Annotated in this window: 16 protein-coding genes; all 16 read right to left on the reverse strand. The window is 63.5% G+C overall.

Going from position 1 to position 18,542, the window contains the following annotated elements; translation table 11 throughout:
• The 16 genes from folE to ISG32_RS04915 all read right to left on the reverse strand — a co-directional run bounded on the left by folE (position 1) and on the right by ISG32_RS04915 (position 18,541).
• On the reverse strand, positions 1-741 hold the full coding sequence (gene folE, locus ISG32_RS04840) for a GTP cyclohydrolase I (RefSeq protein ID WP_194769910.1): 741 nt from the start codon (positions 739-741) through the stop codon (positions 1-3).
• Between the two features lie 112 nt (positions 742-853).
• Positions 854-2,089, reverse strand: a complete 1,236-nt coding sequence (clsB, locus tag ISG32_RS04845; RefSeq protein ID WP_228529605.1) for a cardiolipin synthase ClsB — start codon at positions 2,087-2,089, stop codon at positions 854-856.
• On the reverse strand, positions 2,086-2,844 hold the full coding sequence (locus ISG32_RS04850) for an endonuclease/exonuclease/phosphatase family protein (RefSeq protein ID WP_228529606.1): 759 nt from the start codon (positions 2,842-2,844) through the stop codon (positions 2,086-2,088). Before ISG32_RS04850 ends, clsB begins: the two co-directional genes overlap by 4 nt.
• A gap of 8 nt (positions 2,845-2,852) precedes the next feature.
• Positions 2,853-3,365, reverse strand: coding sequence for a dihydroneopterin triphosphate diphosphatase (gene nudB / locus ISG32_RS04855; RefSeq protein ID WP_228529607.1), 513 nt, complete (start codon positions 3,363-3,365; stop codon positions 2,853-2,855).
• 51 nt (positions 3,366-3,416) lie between these two features.
• Positions 3,417-4,265, reverse strand: coding sequence for a CsgG/HfaB family protein (locus ISG32_RS04860; RefSeq protein WP_194770424.1), 849 nt, complete (start codon positions 4,263-4,265; stop codon positions 3,417-3,419).
• Between the two features lie 180 nt (positions 4,266-4,445).
• Positions 4,446-6,245, reverse strand: a complete 1,800-nt coding sequence (aspS, locus tag ISG32_RS04865) for an aspartate--tRNA ligase (protein WP_194769912.1) — start codon at positions 6,243-6,245, stop codon at positions 4,446-4,448.
• Between the two features lie 47 nt (positions 6,246-6,292).
• The gene (locus ISG32_RS04870; RefSeq protein WP_194770425.1) at positions 6,293-6,916 is read right to left on the reverse strand and encodes a DUF502 domain-containing protein; all 624 of its coding nucleotides are present in this window, start codon (positions 6,914-6,916) and stop codon (positions 6,293-6,295) included.
• Positions 6,917-6,935: 19 nt separating this feature from the next.
• On the reverse strand, positions 6,936-7,265 hold the full coding sequence (locus ISG32_RS04875) for an FmdB family zinc ribbon protein (RefSeq protein ID WP_194769913.1): 330 nt from the start codon (positions 7,263-7,265) through the stop codon (positions 6,936-6,938).
• A 60-nt stretch (positions 7,266-7,325) separates the two neighbouring features.
• Complete coding sequence (locus tag ISG32_RS04880) at positions 7,326-8,789, reverse strand: sodium:solute symporter family protein (RefSeq protein ID WP_194769914.1); 1,464 nt, start codon at positions 8,787-8,789, stop codon at positions 7,326-7,328.
• Between the two features lie 51 nt (positions 8,790-8,840).
• Positions 8,841-10,409, reverse strand: a complete 1,569-nt coding sequence (gene ubiB / locus ISG32_RS04885; RefSeq protein WP_194769915.1) for a ubiquinone biosynthesis regulatory protein kinase UbiB — start codon at positions 10,407-10,409, stop codon at positions 8,841-8,843.
• 5 nt (positions 10,410-10,414) lie between these two features.
• A complete protein-coding gene (locus ISG32_RS04890) occupies positions 10,415-10,954 on the reverse strand; it encodes a hypothetical protein (RefSeq protein WP_194769916.1) in 540 nt (179 codons plus the stop codon).
• 752 nt (positions 10,955-11,706) lie between these two features.
• The gene (locus ISG32_RS04895; protein ID WP_194769917.1) at positions 11,707-12,747 is read right to left on the reverse strand and encodes a Tim44 domain-containing protein; all 1,041 of its coding nucleotides are present in this window, start codon (positions 12,745-12,747) and stop codon (positions 11,707-11,709) included.
• A gap of 73 nt (positions 12,748-12,820) precedes the next feature.
• Complete coding sequence (gene ubiE / locus ISG32_RS04900) at positions 12,821-13,552, reverse strand: bifunctional demethylmenaquinone methyltransferase/2-methoxy-6-polyprenyl-1,4-benzoquinol methylase UbiE (protein WP_194769918.1); 732 nt, start codon at positions 13,550-13,552, stop codon at positions 12,821-12,823.
• A gap of 127 nt (positions 13,553-13,679) precedes the next feature.
• Positions 13,680-14,105: a gamma-butyrobetaine hydroxylase-like domain-containing protein gene (locus ISG32_RS04905; protein WP_194769919.1), complete on the reverse strand. Its 426-nt coding sequence runs from the start codon at positions 14,103-14,105 to the stop codon at positions 13,680-13,682.
• A 75-nt stretch (positions 14,106-14,180) separates the two neighbouring features.
• Complete coding sequence (locus tag ISG32_RS04910; protein WP_194769920.1) at positions 14,181-14,618, reverse strand: HIT family protein; 438 nt, start codon at positions 14,616-14,618, stop codon at positions 14,181-14,183.
• Complete coding sequence (locus tag ISG32_RS04915) at positions 14,615-18,541, reverse strand: DUF3683 domain-containing protein (RefSeq protein WP_194769921.1); 3,927 nt, start codon at positions 18,539-18,541, stop codon at positions 14,615-14,617. Before ISG32_RS04915 ends, ISG32_RS04910 begins: the two co-directional genes overlap by 4 nt.
• Between the last annotated feature and the right edge of the window lies 1 nt (position 18,542).

An 18,542-nucleotide genomic window follows, 5' to 3' on the forward strand; every position in this document is an offset into this window, starting at 1 on the left:
TCATTTCCTTCCGGGAATCAGTGACAGGAATTCGCGGCGCAACGTGGGGTTCGTGAGGAACACGCCACGCATCACCGAGTTGATCATCTTGCTGTCCATCTCGCGCACGCCGCGCCAGGACATGCAGAAGTGCGACGCCTCCATCACCACGGCCAGGCCATCGGGCTGGGTCTTTTCCATGATGAGGTCAGCCAGTTGCACCACGGCCTCTTCCTGGATCTGCGGACGGCCCATGACCCAGTCCACCAGACGCGCGTACTTCGAGAGACCGATCACGTTGGTGTGTTCATTGGGCAGCACGCCGATCCAGATCTTGCCGATGACCGGGCAGAAGTGGTGGCTGCAGGCGCTGCGCACGGTGATCGGGCCGACGATCATCAGCTCGTTCAGATGCTCGGCGTTCGGGAATTCGGTGATCGGCGGCGGCGCGACGTAGCGGCCACGGAACACCTCGTTGATGTACATCTTCGCGACGCGGCGCGCGGTGTTGTTCGTGTTGTGGTCGCCCTTGGTGTCGATGACCATGCTGTCGAGCACGCCCTGCATCTTCACTTCCACTTCGTCCAGCAGCTTCTCCAGCTCGCCGGGTTCGATGAATTCGGAGATGTTGTCGTTGGCGTTGAAACGCTTGCGCGCAGCGGCCAGACGCTCGCGGATCTTCACGGAGACAGGCGTGCCCTCGTCGGCCAGTGGCTTGGCGTTCAACGGCTCTGCGTTGGGGGCGTCAGGGATTTGTGACATATCGGCATGGTAACAGCGATTGGAGTCCACAGTGCGGGATGGTACATCTCGCCTCGCGGCTTGTCGGGCAATCGCCAGCAGCTATTAAATAGAGAGCAACAAAGCTCCATTTTCAGTACCTGTTGCCGGTGACCCAGATGAGCGAGCGCATGATGGCTGCGGCGATGTGATCGAGCATGCGCTGGCGCAGCGGACGGCTCGTGAAGGCTTCGAGGGCCATGGGCTGACCGGCCTTCTCCATGGCGTGCACCAGACGCTCGTGCAAGTCTTTCGCGAAGTCAGCGTCCTCGACGACCACGTTCGCTTCGCGCGCGAGCAGCAGCGACAGCGGCTCCAGATTGGATGAACCGACCGTCGCCCAGGGCCGCTCGCCGTTGGCGTCGATCACCGCGACTTTGGCGTGCAGAAAGCTCGGCGCGTATTCAAAAATCTCGACCCCGGCTTCCAGCAGCGCGCCGTAGACCGGCCGCGACGCGTGGTACTGCATGAAATATTCATAGCGCCCCTGCAGCAGCAGCTTCACGCTCACGCCGCGCCTGGCCGCGACGATCAGCGCGCGGCGCAGCTTGCGGCCCGGCAGGAAATAGGCGTTGGCGATGATGATTTCCTGACGCGCGCTGCCGATGGCGCGCAAATAGGCCTTCTCGATGCGCGCGCGATTGCGCAGGTTGTCACGAAACAGCAGCGCGGCTCGCATGCCCTTGACCTTGGCGGCCGAGCGCTTGGCCGCGCCCTGCGCGGCGCCCGCAGCCTTGAGGTCGGCGACGGCACGCGAGATCTGGCGCTTGCGCACGTCGTGCACCGCACGCATGCGCCACCAGAGCTTGTCCATGTTGTCCGAGGCCAGCTCGACCACCGCCCCCTTGGCGCGCACCGCAAAGTCGAAGCGAGGAAACTCGAGCTGACCATGGTTGGGGTCATAAAAGTCGTCGAGCACGTTGATGCCGCCGCAATACATGGTCTCGTCGTCCACCACGCAGAGCTTGCGATGCAGTCTGCGCCAGGCCTTGGGCAGCAGCAGCGAGAGCTGTCCCACGGCGGAATACACCTGCAGCTGCACGCCGGCGGTCTGGAATCGATCCCGCAACGCCTTGGGCACCGGCCCGGTGCCGAAGCCATCCACGGCCACGCGCACGTCCACGCCGCGCTCCGCCGCACGGATCAGCGCATCGGCCACGCTCTGGCCGGTGGCGGTGCAGTCGAAGATGTAGGTTTCGAACTGGATGCTGTGCGCCGCCGCATCCATGTCCGCGATCAGGGCGGGGAAGAACTCCTGTGTGCCCTGCAGCAGCTGAACGTCATGTCCAGGCAGGTAGTCGATGCGTTTGCGCGGCGCCGCCGGGCTCAAAGACGGAACTCCGCGATCAGTGGCAGGTGGTCCGACATGCGCCACCAGATGCGCCCGCTCGGCACGTAGAGGCTGGTCGGGTGCAGACCGCGCACATAGACGTGGTCCAGCTGCGCCATCGGCAGGCGCGCAGGATAGGTGTTGGAGCGCGGGCCCTCGTCGTACTCGAACAGCCCGAAGCCCGCGAGCATGCGCTTGATCTGGAAGCCCCAGTCGTTGAAGTCGCCGGCCACGATGAGCGGCGCATCCTTGGGCACCTCGCGCTCGATGAAGCGGTGGATCTGCGCGATCTGGCGGATGCGGCTCTCGTGGATCAGCCCCAGATGCACGACGATGGCATGCACCCGCTGGCCCTGGAAATCGATCTCCACGTGCAGCAGCCCGCGCTGCTCGAATCGGTGGTCCGAGATGTCCTCGTGGCTGGAACCGATCACCGGCCAGCGCGAGAGCAGCGCATTGCCGTGTTCGCCGTCGCGGGTGTAGGCGTTGGTGCGGTAGACCGCTTCATAGCCTTCGGGAGAGAGATATTCCGCCTGCGGAACCTCGGGCCAGCGGTCGAAGTACTTCTCTTCGCGCCGGTTCATCTTGCGCACTTCCTGCAGACAGACGATGTCGGCATCCAGCTGCTCGACCGCGTGGCCCAGATTGTGGATCTCCAGTCGACGGCTGGGGCCCAGACCTTGAACGCCCTTGTGGATGTTGTAGGTGGCAACGCGAAGAATGCCGGAGTGCTCGTCTTGCGTGCTGGTCGTCATGTGTGTAGTCATCTTCTGACAAATCTTGGCAGCCACAGTATGGCTTCGGAGTTCGACGACGAGTAGCAACGGTCCGCAGCTTCTCGCCAGTCCCACCATTCATATGCAGTGTGTTCCCGGGGATTCAAGAGCACGGGCGTGCCCGAAGGCACCTCGAGGCCGAAAACCCGCTCCACATTCTCGCGCACGCCGGGCTCGTAGCGGTGCAGCCACTGGGGATAGATGCTGTAGACGTTCTCGAGGTTCCAGTCGGTCAGCCTGCAGCCCTGGGCATTGCTGTCAATGCCCGTTTCTTCGAGCACCTCGCGATGCGCAGTGTGCGCGAACGCCTCATCCACCGCGTCCTTGCTGCCCGTGACGGACTGCCAGAACTCGGTGCGCGCACCCTCGCCCGTCTCGCCGGTTCCTCCGGTGCGCCGAAGCAGCAGCACCTGCAGATCCGCCGTGTGGATCACGACCAGCACCGACTGCGGAATCTTCCAGCCGGCCGCAACGGCCGGAGCGCTCGTTTCACTCATCATGTCTGCGGAGTATCTCCCACCATTGTGCGCGCTTGCCACGGCATCCGCATGTCAGCGTTTGGCTTGACTGGCCTGTGCAGATGCGCCCGTTGCAGGCTTGGTCGCCACGGGCGGCGGCAGCTCCTTTTCCTGCAGCAGCCGAAGCTGGTGCACCAGCTGGTTGTGCGAATGCAGGAAGGCGGCCGCGATCACCTTGCCCTCGTTGGTGTTGCTCCAGCCCATGCCCGCACCGCCGCCGACCTTGCCGAGCACAAAGCCGCCGACGCCCAGATCGGTCGCACGGGCCGACCCGGTCGATGCGGCGACCTGCTCGGTGGTCTCGTTGTCGGTGAGGAACAGCGCGGTCTGCGCCTCCTTGAACTTCACCTGCTCGGCCACGCCGGCCAGCCCCGCGATGTCGCGCAGCACCGGAATCATCGCGATGATGCCCGCAAGGCCACGCCCCGCGTCCTGCTCGCTGAAGGTGAGGCTCGGCGTCATCGTGTACTGCGCCTCGTAGCCCTTGCCCTTGCTCACCGTGCCGTTCGGACGCAGCACGCCCGAGTCGCGCAGCTCTCCCTCGCGGATCGTGCCCTGCAGGCCCCCCGCGCGGTCCACCACGCGAAAGCAGCCGCTTTGCTGCATCAGCAGCTTCACCAGCGGCACGGGGGTGGGCGGCAGGTTCACGCTCGAAGGCATGATGTAGCCGCGTGGATTCTCCAGCAGCGCCACGGTGGCGATGGGTTGCTCGCAGCGCTCAAGCGTCGGATTGGCATCGCGCGCGCCCGCAGGGCCTGCCGAGCCCGTGACCTCCGAACTGCCCTGCCCCAATTCCGTCTTTTTCTCGCCGCAGCCCGCGAGCGACAGCGCCACCAGAACGCCAACGCCGACGACAGCGCCAGCACGGGCCGGTGTGCGCATCCGAGTTGCAGACTTCATGCATTCCCTCACAAAAACAATGGCCGCCTGGAGCCTGTTTGCGATCTCAGCGCAAGACCGTGTGGAGATCGCGAGCATGCTCTTGAGGCCCTGAAAAACAAAAACGCCAAAGCCCGAAGGCCTTGGCGTTATACCGTTTTCCGCTGAAAGCCGTCTGAAAACTTATTGCGCGGCGGGTGTCACGTTGCGCAGCTTGATGTGCAGTTCGCGCAGTTGCTTCTCGTCGACCGGCGAAGGCGCCTGCGTGAGCAGATCCTGTGCGCGCTGGGTCTTGGGGAAGGCGATCACGTCGCGGATCGATTCGGCGCCGGTCATCAGCGTGATCAGACGGTCCAGGCCAAAGGCCAGACCGCCGTGTGGAGGCGCGCCGTACTGCAGCGCGTCCAGCAGGTAGCCGAACTTGGCGCGGGCATCCGCCTCCGAGATCTTGAGCGCGGTGAACACCTTGCTCTGCACGTCGGCGCGGTGGATACGCACCGAGCCACCGCCCAGTTCCCAGCCGTTCAGGACCATGTCGTAGGCCTTGGCGATGCACTTGCCCGGATCGGTGTCCATGAGGTCTTCATGGCCGTCCTTGGGCGACGTGAACGGATGGTGCACGGCGGCCCAGCGGTCGTTCTCTTCGTCGTACTCGAACATCGGGAAGTCCACCACCCACAGCGGTGCCCACTTGTTCTCGAACAGGCCGGACTTCTTGCCGAACTCGCTGTGACCGACCTTCAGACGCAGTGCGCCGATGGAGTCGTTGACGATCTTTTCCTTGTCGGCGCCGAAGAACAGCAGGTCGCCGTCCTGAGCGCCGGTGCGCTTCAGAATTTCAGCGATGGCCGCATCGTGCAGGTTCTTCACGATGGGCGACTGCAGACCGTCGCGGCCCTTGGCCACTTCGTTGACCTTGATCCATGCGAGGCCCTTGGCACCGTAGATCTTGACGAATTCCGTGTACGAATCGATCTCGCCGCGCGAGATTTCCGCGCCGCCAGGAACGCGCAGCGCCACGACGCGGCCACCCTTGGTGGTGGCGGGCGTGGAGAACACCTTGAAGTCCACGTCCTTCATCACTTCGGTGAGTTCGGTGAACTCGAGCTTCACGCGCAGATCGGGCTTGTCGGAGCCGAAGCGGAAGGCCGCGTCCTGGTACGTCATGATCGGGAACTCGCCCAGATCCACGTTCAGTTGCTGCTGGAACACTTCCTTGATCATCTGCTGGAAAATCGCGCGGATTTCCTCTTCGTTCAGGAACGACGTTTCGCAGTCGATCTGCGTGAACTCCGGCTGGCGGTCAGCGCGCAGGTCTTCGTCGCGGAAGCACTTGGTGATCTGGTAGTAGCGGTCGTAGCCGGCCACCATCAGCATCTGCTTGTAGAGCTGGGGCGACTGGGGCAGCGCGAAGAACTCGCCGTCATGCACGCGGCTTGGCACCAGATAGTCGCGCGCGCCTTCGGGCGTGCTCTTGCCGAGCATCGGGGTTTCGATGTCGATGAAGCCGAGCTTGTCGAGGTAGTTGCGCACCTGGATGGCGGTCTTGTAGCGCAGCATCATGTTGCGTTGCATGTACGGACGGCGCAGGTCCAGCACGCGATGCGTGAGGCGCGTCGTTTCCGACAGGTTCTCGTCGTCGAGCTGGAACGGAGGCGTCACCGACGCATTCAGCACGTGCAGCTCATGGCACAGCACTTCGATCTGGCCGCTCTTGAGCTTGTCGTTGGTCGTGCCTGCGGGACGCGCGCGCACCAGACCCTTGACCTGCACGCAGAACTCGTTGCGCAGGTCTTCGGCGACCTTGAACATCTCGGGGCGATCCGGATCGCACACCACCTGCACATAGCCTTCGCGGTCGCGCAGGTCGATGAAGATCACGCCACCATGGTCGCGGCGACGGTTCACCCAGCCGCACAGGGTCACGGTTTGGCCCAGCAGGGCCTCGGTCACAAGACCGCAGTATTCGGTACGCATTGCCATGGTCTAACTTCCTGCGCCCTCTTGGGACGCGTCTATTGCATGTTTGTTTATTGTTTGGATTCGTGAGCGATCGGGTCGGGAGGCGTCACCACGCCCATCGACACGATGTATTTCAGTGCCGCATCGATGCTCATGTCCAGCTCGATGCAGTCGCTCTTGCGCATCATCACGAAATAACCACCCGTGGGATTCGGCGTGGTCGGCACGTAGACGCTCACGAACTCGTCGCGCAGGTACGCGGCCACCTCGCCCGTAGGCGCGCCGGTCACGAACGCCACGGTCCACACGCCCTCGCGCGGCCACTGCACCAGCACCGCAGTGCGAAACGCGTTGCCGCTCTCGGAAAACAGCGTGTCCGACACCTGCTTGACGCTCGAATAGATCGAGCGCACCACCGGAATGCGGCTCACCAGACTGTCGCCCCACTGCACCAGCTTGCGACCGGCGAAGTTGCTGGCCAGACCGCCGACGAGCAGCAGGATCAGGAGCGTGAGCACCACGCCGAAGCCGGGGATGTGGATGCCCAGCAGCTTGTCGGGCTGCCAGTCACCGGGCAGGATCTGCAGGGTCTGGTCGAGCGTCGAGACGATCCAGTTGAGCACCCACGCGGTGATCACGCCGGGCACGATGACCAGCAAACCTGTCAGCAGCCACCTTCTGAAAGCAGACATCATGTTCGGCTTTCTCGCATCACGCCTTGGCCTCGGCGGCCACGGGTGCGGGAGCAGATGCGGGAGTGGCGGCAGGCGCAGGCGCTGCGGCCGCGCTGTCGCCAGCGGGGGCGGAAGCGGCGTCGCCGCCCGCGCCCTTGGACTCGGCAGGCTTGGGGGCGCTGCCGCTGTTCTTGAAATCGGTGGCGTACCAGCCCGTTCCCTTGAGCTGGAAGCCGGGAGCCGTCAATTGCTTGGAAAACGCCTCGGCGGCGCACTCAGGACACTGAGTGAGCGGCGCATCGGATATTTTTTGCAGCACATCCTTGGCAAAGCCGCAGGAACTGCATTTGTAGGCGTAGATAGGCATGAAAACCGAAAGGAGCTGGTTTGCAAAACCCTAAATTATAGGCGTTGCCACCTATTCCCCTCATTGCGCTGATTCTTCGACACCCGCCAGACGGTGGTGGCCCGCATGGGCGTTGCCGATCACCTGCGGCGCGAGCGAGCCCACGATCATGCCGAACATGGCCGCCAGCACGCCGGCAAGCTGTTGCGGAAAGGCCGTGTGGAGCGCGGGCGTCGCCATGAAGACGATCCACACGCCGATGCCCAGCACCACGGCGGCAACGGCGCCCTGCGTGCTCGCGCGCTTCCAGTACAGGCCGAAGACCAGCGGAACGAACGCGCCCACCAGAGGCACCTGATAGGCGCTCGAGACCAGTTCGTAGATCGGCGTGCCTTCCATCTTGATCGAATAGGCGAGCACGCACACCGCGAACACCAGCACGCTGATGCGCATGGTCAGCAGCACCTCGCGGTCGCTGACCTTCTCGGGGCGGAACTGGCGCCAGATGTTCTCGGTGAAGGTCACGCTCGGCGCCAGCAGCGTGGCGGAGGCGCAGGACTTGATGGCAGAGAGCAACGCACCGAAGAACAGCACCTGCATCACCAGCGGCATCTTGTCCATCACCAGCGTGGGCAGCACCTTCTGCGGATCGTCCTTGAGCAGCGCGGCCGTCTCGGCCGGCATGATGAGCAGCGCGCTCGCCACGAGGAACATCGGCACGAACGCGAAGAAGATGTAGGCCGTGCCGCCGATCACCGTGCCGCGCACGGCGGCCTTCTCGGAGTTGGCCGACATCACGCGCTGGAACACGTCCTGCTGCGGAATCGAGCCCAGCATCATGGTGATGGCCGCGCCGAAGAAGAAGATGATTTCATGCCAGCTCGGCTCGGGCCAGAACTTGAACAGGTCTCGGCTCGTCGCCAGATCGATCACCTTGCCCGCGCCGCCCGCCATGTCGCTCGCGAACCAGGCCAGAATCACGAGGCCGGCGACCAGAATGATCATCTGGATGAAGTCGGTGACCGCCACCGACCACATGCCGCCCCAGAGCGTGTAGACCAGAATCGACAGCACGCCGATGGTCATGCCCCATGGCACGCTGATCGCGCCGCCCGACAGCAGGTTGAACACCAGCCCCAGCGCCGTGACCTGCGCCGAGACCCAGCCCAGATAGCTCAGCATGATGATCAGCGAGCAGACCACCTCGATGAAGCGGCCATAGCGCTCGCGGTAGTAGTCGCTGATGGTCAGCAGCGTCATGCGGTAGAGCTTGCCCGCGAAGAACAGGCCCACGAGGATCAGGCACATGCCCGCGCCGAAGGGGTCTTCCACGACCGCGTTCAGACCGCCCTCGATGAACTTGGCCGGCACGCCCAGCACGATCTCCGACCCGAACCAGGTCGCGAAGGTCGTGGTGATGATCATGTACATCGGCAGATGGCGACCGGCGATCGCGAAATCGGCGGTGTTTTTCACGCGCCTGGCGGCCCACAGGCCGATGCCGATGGTCACGAACAGGTAGGCAATCACCATGAAGAGCAACACGCTGGCACTCCTGAGGAAGGTGTAGGGGTTTGAAAAGGAAAGCGGGGATTATCAGTAGAAATGACGCCAGCGCATCAAAATCTGCATCACCAGCAGCCCCAGCACGAAGCCGACGCCGCCATAGACGATGCGCTGCAGCAGCCGGTTGGTGCGCTTCTGCTCGGCCAGCAGATCCTGCAGTTCGCCCCCGTAATCCTTGGGTTTCTGCTGGAGATAGTCGTGCATCAGACGCGGCAGCTGGGGCAGCAGCTTGGCGTAGAGCGGCGCCTGCGCCACCAGCTCGCGCCACACGCGCTTGGGGCCCATCTGGTCGAGCATCCACTTCTCGAGAAAGGGCTTGGCGGTGCTCCAGAGATCGAGCTCAGGGTCAAGCTGGCGCCCGAGGCCCTCGATGTTGAGCAGCGTCTTCTGCAGCAGCACGAGCTGCGGCTGGATCTCCACCTGGAAGCGGCGCGAGGTCTGGAACAGGCGCAAAAGCACCATGCCGAGCGAGATTTCCTTGAGCGGCCGGTCGAAATAGGGCTCGCAGACCGAGCGGATCGCCGACTCGAGCTCATTCACCCGCGTGGTCGCCGGCACCCAGCCGCTTTCGATGTGCAGCTCGGCCACGCGCTTGTAGTCGCGGCGGAAGAAGGCCGTGAAGTTCTGCGCGAGGTACTCCTTGTCGAACTCGGTGAGCGAGCCGACGATGCCGAAGTCGAGCGAGATGTAGCGCCCGAAGGTCTCGGGCTCAAGGCTCACCTGGATGTTGCCCGGATGCATGTCCGCATGGAAAAAGCCGTCGCGGAACACCTGGGTGAAGAAGATTGTCACGCCGTCGCGCGCGAGCTTGGGGATGTCCACGCCCGCGTCGCGCAGCTTCTCGACCTGATTGATCGGCACGCCGGTCATGCGCTGCATCACCAGCACCTGCGGATGGCAGAAATCCCAGAAGATCTCGGGAATCTCGACCAGATCCAGCCCGTCCATGTTGCGGCGCAGTTGCGCGGCGTTGGCGGCTTCCTTGATCAGGTCGAGCTCGTCATGCAGATAGTTGTCGAACTCGGCCACCACCTGCATGGGCTTGAGGCGCTTGCCGTCGCTCGAGAGCTTTTCAACCCAGCCGGCCATCATGCGCATCAGCGCGATGTCCTTGTCGATCACATTGAGCATGCCGGGACGCAGCACCTTCACGGCCACATCACGCGTGACGCCATCACGGTCGCGGATCACCGCGAAGTGCACCTGCGCGATCGACGCGCTCGCCACCGGAACGCGATCAAACGACTCGAACACCTGATCGACCGGCTTGCGGAAGGCCCGCTCGATGGTCTCCACCGCCACGTTCGGATCGAACGGCGGCACGCGGTCCTGCAGCAGCGCAAGCTCGTCCGCAATGTCGGGCGGCATCAGGTCGCGGCGCGTGGACAGCACCTGCCCGAACTTCACGAAGATCGGCCCAAGGCTCTCCAGAGCCTCACGCAGCCGCTGCCCGCGCGGCGCATCCAGCTTGCGACCGAAATTGGTGAACCGCGCGATGCGGCTCAGCACCGGGTTCTGAAAACTGTTGAGGACCAGCTCATCCAGCCCGTAGCGCAGGCATGTCCAGACGATCGTGAAGCCGCGAAAGAAACGACTCATGGCGCTCAAACGTCTCCGCGCGAAAACGGCATGGAAGCCACAAAGCCGCGCAACGCCTGCGCCACGCGCCTGGCCACCGAACCAACGGCATGCGCCGGCGCGTCACCGATGACGCGGGCGAGATCTTCCTCCACATCCCAGCGCACGTTGTCCACCAGCCAGTTGATCTCGGCCGCGAACTTCACGTCGCCATCGATCAGGATGGTCGGCTTGTCACCGCGCATCGCGCCCTGGGCAATCGACAGCGGCGAGGTGTCCGCCACTTCAATGCGCAGATCGGGCGTGGCCGACGCCGGAGCCAGATCCAGCAGGCCAGCCGGCGTGATCTGCAGCGCCATGGAGTACGCACGCCACTGCACGCGCGCAATGCGCCCGCTCTGGTCGCCCAGACGCTCCATGGCTTCTGGTTCCTGCATCAGGACATGATTCAGGAACAGCATGGCGCGGTGCTGCACTTCGTGCACCAGCCACTGCGGAGGTTGGGGGCCGCTCGCGATTCGTTCGAACAGGCCATCCAGGAAGGTAAAGGGGGACTTTGGGGTCATAACCCCTCGATTATTCCCTGAACTGGGAGGGAGGGCTTTTGTTTGGGGGCGGAAGTGCTGTTTTTGTGTTGCTTGAGTTGGTTGTGTTGGTTGTGTTGGGTGGTGTGGGCTTGCTGCGGGCCTTGTTGCAGGGCTTGTTGCGGGCTAGTTGCGAGGTTGTTGTGGGGTTGCTTTTCGAGGCCGGGACTGCCCCCGGCGGGGCAGTAACTTTTTGGTCTTGCCCAAAAAGTTACCAAAAATGCGCTCTTCAATACCCGCGGCAGAACTCACTGCGCGACTGCGTCGCTTCGTTCGGGCAACCGCCGCGAGTCAGTGTTTCACTAAGAGGAGTTTGCGGCACTTTGCTTCGCTCGTGCCGGGGTGTTTGTGGAGTTGGGTTGGGACACAAATGCCCACTGCGCTTTTGAGCGAGTTTGATCCAGCGAGCAAATAAAAAATCGCGCAGCGCTGGCACCCCAGCATCTCGCGAAGTCGCGAGATGTTCGACACGAGCGAAGCAAAGTGCCGAACACACCTCTTATGAAATATCTAGCTCGCGGCGGTTGCCCGAGCGGCGCGCGCAGCGCAAAGCGAGTTCCGCCGCGGGTATTGAAGAGCGCGTTTTGGGTTACTTTTTGCGCGCAAGCAAAAAGTGACTCCGCCGCCGGGCGGAACTCCCGGCCTCCACCCTCAAAAAAACAACACCAAAACAAAAAACGCCCTCCCCAGCCAAGCCAGAAAGAGCGTTTCGATCAGCAATCGAAAAGAAAAGATTACTGCAGAGCCTGCACTCCAGCGACCAACCAGCCACTGCCACCCGTCTTCGGCTTGGTCATGTTCCAGACCTCGCGGAACGGCGACGGACCTGCGGAAGGCTCCTCGCGGATCATGCCGGAGAACTCGACGCTGGCCATGTAGGCATCGCCCAGATCCTCGATGCCCAGCAGCTGGGCTTCGATCATCACCACGTCCGTCTGGTTCGGTTGACCATCGGTGCGGTTGGTTTCGCGCTCGGTCAGCTGCGAACGGATTTCCGAGACCATGTCATCGGTCATCATCGAGCGCAGCGAGCTGATGTCGGCGCGGTCCCATGCCGCTTGCAAGGTGATGAAGTTGCGCTTGGCCGCTGTCAGGAAGCCTTCGGTGTCGAAGCCGTCCGGCACGCCCCAGTTCTGCGAACCACCCAATGCCGATCCGATCATCGAACCACCGGCTGCGGCGGCTGCGCCGACGCCCGTGGCGGCACCGGCAGCGGCTGGCGTGAAGGCCATGTTGCCGTGGTCGAACGGACGGGCCGATGCATCGTTGCCCACCTTGTCAGGGTTGTACTGACGTGGTGTCTCGGCATGCGCGGGGTTGGCGTTGCCCGCACCCTGGAAGGCGAAGGGCGAAGCGTTGTTGGCGCCTGCATTGCCACCGCTGCGCGCACGCATGATCAGGCGGATGACGAAGAACGCAGCCATCGCGAGCAAGGCGATCATGAGGATGTTGGCGAAGCCCTCACCCAGACCCAGCGAGCTGGCGAGCCATGCGAGGCCCAGACCGGCAGCGAGACCGCCCAGCATGGCGCCCCAGGGCTTCTTGGGTGCGGCAGCGGGAGCTGCAGGCGCGCCCGGCTGGCGAGCCGGTGCGGCGTTGTTGGCGCTCTGTGCGGGAGCGCCCGGCGCGGCGGCGGGGCCGCCGGCTTCGCGTTGCGTCACATTCGACGATTGCTTGCCCATCGATTTGCCACCGCCCATGCGCTTGGCATCGGCATCGCCCATCGTGACCACGAGCATCATCGCGACCAAGACTACAGACCACAGTTTCATCATCCGTTCTCCATTTAGTTGTGCAAGGCCCCTTCGCGCTTTGTTTTCAATGTTGAATTTGAGCTTATGGGATCGTTCAGCACTTGATTCCAACATGCAAAGCCACTATCCCGCCAGTCATATTGTGATAGTCCACATGTCCGAAGCCACTTTGCTTCATAAGGGTTTTGAGCTCTTCCTGGCCAGGATGCATGCGGATCGACTCGGCCAGATAGCGGTAGCTCTCGGCGTCGCCTGCCACCATGCTGCCGATGCGCGGCAACACGCTGAACGAGTACCAGTCGTAGGCCTTCTCGAGCGGCTTGGCGATCTTCGAAAACTCGAGCACCAGCAGGCGGCCGCGCGGCTTGAGGACGCGATTCATCTCCTTCAGAGCCTCGTCCTTGTGCGTCATGTTGCGTAGTCCAAACGCGACACTCACCATGTCGAAGTGGTTGTCGGGAAACGGCAGCTTCTCGGCATCGCAGACCAGCGTGGGCAAAACGATGCCCTTGTTGATGAGGCGATCGCGGCCGACGCGCAGCATGGCTTCGTTGATGTCGGTGTGGATGACGGTGCCGCTCGGGCCCACCTTCTTGGAGAACGCGATGCCCAGATCGCCGGTGCCGCCCGCGATGTCGAGCACGCGGTTGCCTTCCTTGAGATTGGCGACCATCACGGTGTAGGCCTTCCACGCGCGGTGCAGGCCACCCGACATGAGGTCGTTCATCACGTCATATTTGGAGGCGACGGAATCGAACACGCCACGCACGTGGCGCGCCTTTTCCTTCTCGTCAACGGTCTGGAATCCGAAATGTGTGTTGCTCATGGTGTGATGATGCTAGGCGCGGCTTGGCGCAAGGTACAGCGACAACCACGCGGCCGTGCGGGACTTGGAGCCCGCAGACAAGCGGCGTGGTGAATACCCGAATTGTGACTCAACGGGAGCGGGGGTCTCAGTGGCCGCCGCAGCTCGGGCCATGGGTATGGCCTTTTTTCTGGGGCATGGGGGTGTCGCGGTCCACGCCTTCGGCCTTGAGACGAAACTCGTACTCGGCCCATAGCGCGGCCTCGTTCTGGCCCAGTTCGTAGAGAAAGCTCCACGAGAAGATGCCGCTGTCGTGGCCGTCGGAGAACGTCGGCTTCACAGCGTAGTTGCCCACGGGATCAAGGCCGACCAGCGTCACATCGCGCTTGCCGGTCTGCAGCACTTCCTGGCCCGGGCCATGACCCTGCACTTCGGCGGATGGCGAGTACACGCGCATCAGCTCGAACGGAATGCGAAACGTCTTGCCATCGGAGAACGTCACCTCCAGCTGGCGCGACTGCTCGTGGACGGTGATGGATTGAGGCGTGGGCGAACCCGGTGTGATGCCTGCCATGGTTGTGTCAGCCTTGAAAAAAGAAAAGGCGGGCGGCGCCAAACCGCTCCGCCCGGGGCTCAACGCCAGTGCGATTCAGGGAAACAGCGTGGAGAGTCGCTGCGCCAAATGGGCGTCGAGCAGTTCCAATTGTGCAGCGACGGCGGATTCCTTGTCCGCATCGCGCGCACGCTGGGCAGAAGCCCAGACCGCCGCGGGAAAATGGCTGTCCCAGTCGTAGCGCGCGATCACATGCCAATGCAGGTGCGCCACCATATTGCCCAGCGCCGCCAGATTGATCTTGGTGGGCGCAAGCACTTGGCGCATCACGCGCTCCACCTCCGCCACCGCCTGCATGCACAGGTTGCGATCGGCATCGCTGAGGTCGGACAGCTCCGCCACATGCTCGTTCCAGACCACGCGGTAGAAAGCGGGAAAGCCCTCTTCCGCCGCGCGGATCAGACGCAGCTTGTCGCCACGCCAGATCAACGCGCCACCGTCCTGCATGCACAGAACGCAGGCTTGCGCGGTCATACCAGCACCCGCTCGATGCCGCCTTCGTTGGCGCGCTTGACGTACTCGGGCATCCAGTTCTCGCCGAGAATCTCGCGCGCCATCTCGACGACGATGTAGTCGGCCTCGAGCAGGCCGTTCTGCAGGTCGTCCTGATAGCGGCTCAGACCTTGCAGACAGCTCGGGCAGCTCGTGAGGATCTTCACGTTGTCCTTGGCGCCCACGTCGCCGGAAGCGCGCAACACGGCCTCGCCCTTGCGGATTTCCTCGGTCTTGCGGAAGCGGATCTGCGTGGAGATGTCAGGGCGCGTCACACCCAGCGTGCCGGATTCGCCGCAGCAGCGCTCGCTCTTGAGCACGTTGTCGCCCACCAGCGCCTTCACGGTCTTCATCGGTTCCTGCAGCTTCATCGGCGTGTGGCAGGGGTCGTGGTACAGGTACGAACCCTTGCCCGCGAGCGTGATGCCCTTCTCCAGCAGGTACTCGTGGATGTCGATGATGCGGCAGCCTGGGAAGATCTTGTCGAACTGGTAGCCCTGCAGCTGGTCGTAGCACGTGCCGCAGCTCACCACCACCGTCTTGATGTCGAGGTAGTTCAGGGTGTTGGCCACGCGGTGGAACAGCACGCGGTTGTCGGTGATCATCTTCTCGGCCACGTCGAACTGGCCCGAGCCGCGCTGCGGATAGCCGCAGCACAGATAGCCCGGCGGCAGCACGGTCTGCACGCCCGCGTGCCAGAGCATGGCCTGCGTGGCCAGGCCCACCTGGCTGAACAGGCGCTCCGAGCCGCAGCCGGGGAAATAGAACACGGCCTCGGTCTCCGAATTGGTGGTCTTCGGATCGCGGATGATCGGCACGTAATCCTTGTTCTCGATGTCCAGCAGCGCCCGCGCCGTGCGCTTGGGCAGACCGCCCGGCAGCTTCTTGTTCACGAAGTGGATGATCTCTTCCTTGAGCGGCGCAGCGCCCACGGAAGCCGGCGGACGCGCCGTCTGCTTCTTGGCGACGGCGCTGAACAGATCGACCGCCGCGCGCTGCGCCTTGAAGCCGACGTTCACCATCGCACCACGCATGAACTTGATGGTGTCGGGATTGGTAGCATTGAGCATCGCCATGGCCATCTTGTTGCCGGGACGGAAGCTCTTCTTGCCCATCTTGCGCAGCAGATTGCGCATGTTCATCGTCACGTCCCCGAAGTCGATCTTGACCGGGCATGGCGTGTAGCACTTGTGGCAGACCGTGCAGTGGTCCGACACGTCCTCGAACTCCTGCCAGTGCTTGATCGACACGCCACGGCGCGTCTGCTCTTCGTACAGGAAGGCCTCGACCAGGAGCGACGTCGCGAGAATCTTGTTGCGCGGACTGTAGAGCAGGTTGGCGCGCGGCACGTGCGTGGCGCACACCGGCTTGCACTTGCCGCAGCGCAGGCAGTCCTTGACCGAATCTGCGATCGCGCCGATGTCGCTCTGCTGCATGATCAGCGACTCGTGCCCCATCAGGCCGAAGGACGGTGTGTAGGCGTTGGTCAGATCGGCGAACATCAGCGAGGTGCGCGAGTGCGCATGCTGTGGCTCGGACTGCAGCTTGTTCTGGTCGGCACGGAGCTGTTCCGGGTTGCGGATCAGCTTGCCGCGGTTGAAGTAGCCGTGCGGGTCGACCTTGCGCTTGTACTCGGCGAACGGCGCGAGTTCTTCATCGGTCAGGAATTCGAGCTTGGTGATGCCGATGCCATGCTCGCCCGAGATCACGCCGTCGAGGCTGCGCGCCAGCACCATGATGCGGGCCACGGCTTCGTGCGCGGTCTGCAGCATGTCGTAGTCATCGCTGTTGACCGGGATATTGGTGTGCACGTTGCCGTCGCCCGCGTGCATGTGCAGCGCCACCCAAACGCGGCCCTTGAGCACGCGCTTGTGCGTGGCGTTCACCTCGGCGAGGATCGGCTGGAACGGCGCGCCGTTGAAGATCTGAGCCAGCGGCGTCTTGAGCTGGGTCTTCCAGCTCGCGCGCAGCGTGTGGTCCTGCAGTTGCGGGAACAGCGTCTCGACATTGTCGAGCCAGCTCTGCCACAGCGCACGCACCTCGGCAACCAGCGACAGCGCCTGGCTCACGCGGTCTTCCAGCAGCTCGGCCGATGGGATTTCGCCCGCGTCGTCCTGCTTGCCCAGCGGCAGATTGCCGCGCGCGAAGAACTCCTCCAGCGCATCGCAGAGCTTGAGCTTGTTGCGCAGCGAGAGTTCGATGTTGATGCGCTCGATGCCGTCGGTGTACTCCCACATGCGCGGCAGCGGGATCACCACGTCTTCGTTGATCTTGAAGGCGTTGGTGTGGCGGCTGATCGCGGCGGTGCGCTTGCGGTCGAGCCAGAACTTCTTGCGCGCCTCTGCGCTCACGGCGATGAAGCCCTCGCCATTGCGCGAGTTGGCGATGCGCACCACTTCGGCCGTGGCCTGTGCCACGTCGTCGGCGTTGTCGCCGGAGATGTCGCCGATCAGCACCATCTTGGGCAGGTGGCCGTTGCCCTTCTTGCTCTTGGTGGCGTAACCCACGGCCTTGAGATATCGGTCGTCCAGATGCTCCAGACCGGCCAGCAGCACGCCCGAGCGCTTCTGCTCGGCGAACATGAAGTCCTTGATTTCCACGATGCTGGGCACCGCGTCCTTGGCGTTGCCGAAGAACTCGAGGCACACCGTGCGCGTGTGATCGGGCATGCGGTGCACGATCCAGCGTGCGCTGGTGATCAGGCCGTCCGTGCCTTCCTTTTGCACACCTGGCAGGCCCGAGAGGAACTTGTCGGTCACGTCCTTGCCGAGGCCTTCCTTGCGGAAGGTGCGGCCGGGAATGTCGAGGCGTTCGGTGCGCAGCGGCGTCTTGCCGTCGGCGGCGAAATACTGCAGCTCGAAGCTGGCCATTTCGGCGTCGTGGATCTTGCCGAGGTTGTGATCAAGACGCGTGACTTCGAGCCACTCGGCCTGCGGAGTCACCATGCGCCAGCTCGCCAGATTGTCGAGCGCCGTACCCCACAGCACGGCCTTCTTGCCGCCCGCGTTCATGGCGATGTTGCCGCCGATGCACGAGGCTTCGGCCGATGTCGGATCCACCGCGAACACAAAGCCCGCACGTTCCGCCGCATCGGCCACGCGCTGGGTGACCACGCCGGCCTCGGTCCAGATCGTGCCGACTTCGCGGTCCACGCCCGGCAGGCTGCGCATCTCGACCTCGGTCATGGCCTCGAGCTTTTCGGTGTTGATCACCGCACTGCGCCAAGTGAGCGGAATCGCGCCGCCGGTGTAGCCAGTGCCGCCTCCACGCGGAATGATGGTCAGCTCGAGCTCGATGCAGGCACGCACCAGCTCGGCCATTTCGGCCTCGGTGTCGGGCGTGAGCACGACGAAGGGGTATTCGACGCGCCAGTCGGTCGCGTCGGTCACGTGCGACACGCGCGAGAGACCGTCGAACTTGATGTTGTCCTTGGCCGTGTGCTTGCCGAGGCGCTTTTGCACCTTCTTGCGCAGCTCGCCTGCTTCGACCAGTGTCGAATCGAACTCGTCGATGGCACGACGCGCGGCCGCCACCAGAATGCCGACCAGCCGGTCGCGCTCGGCGTCCTCCTGGGGCTGGCGGCGCTTCTCGATTTCGGACAGGCGGTGCGAGAGCGCCTCGACCAGCATCTTGCGGCGGTCCGGGTTGTGCAGCAGGTCGTCCTGCAGATAGGGATTGCGCTGCACCACCCAGATGTCGCCCAGCACTTCGTACAGCATGCGGGCGGATCGGCCGGTGCGGCGCTCGCGACGCAGCTGATCGAGAACGCCCCAGGCAGAGGCGCCCAGCAGACGGATCACGATTTCCCGGTCGGAAAACGAGGTGTAGTTGTAGGGAATTTCGCGGAGACGGGTGGGCTCTTCGCCCTGCGCCTGCAGGGCAGCCAGCGCAATCGGAACATTCATG

The sequence above is a fragment of the Diaphorobacter caeni genome (genome assembly GCF_015354245.1).
Lineage (GTDB): Bacteria > Pseudomonadota > Gammaproteobacteria > Burkholderiales > Burkholderiaceae_C > Diaphorobacter_A > Diaphorobacter_A caeni.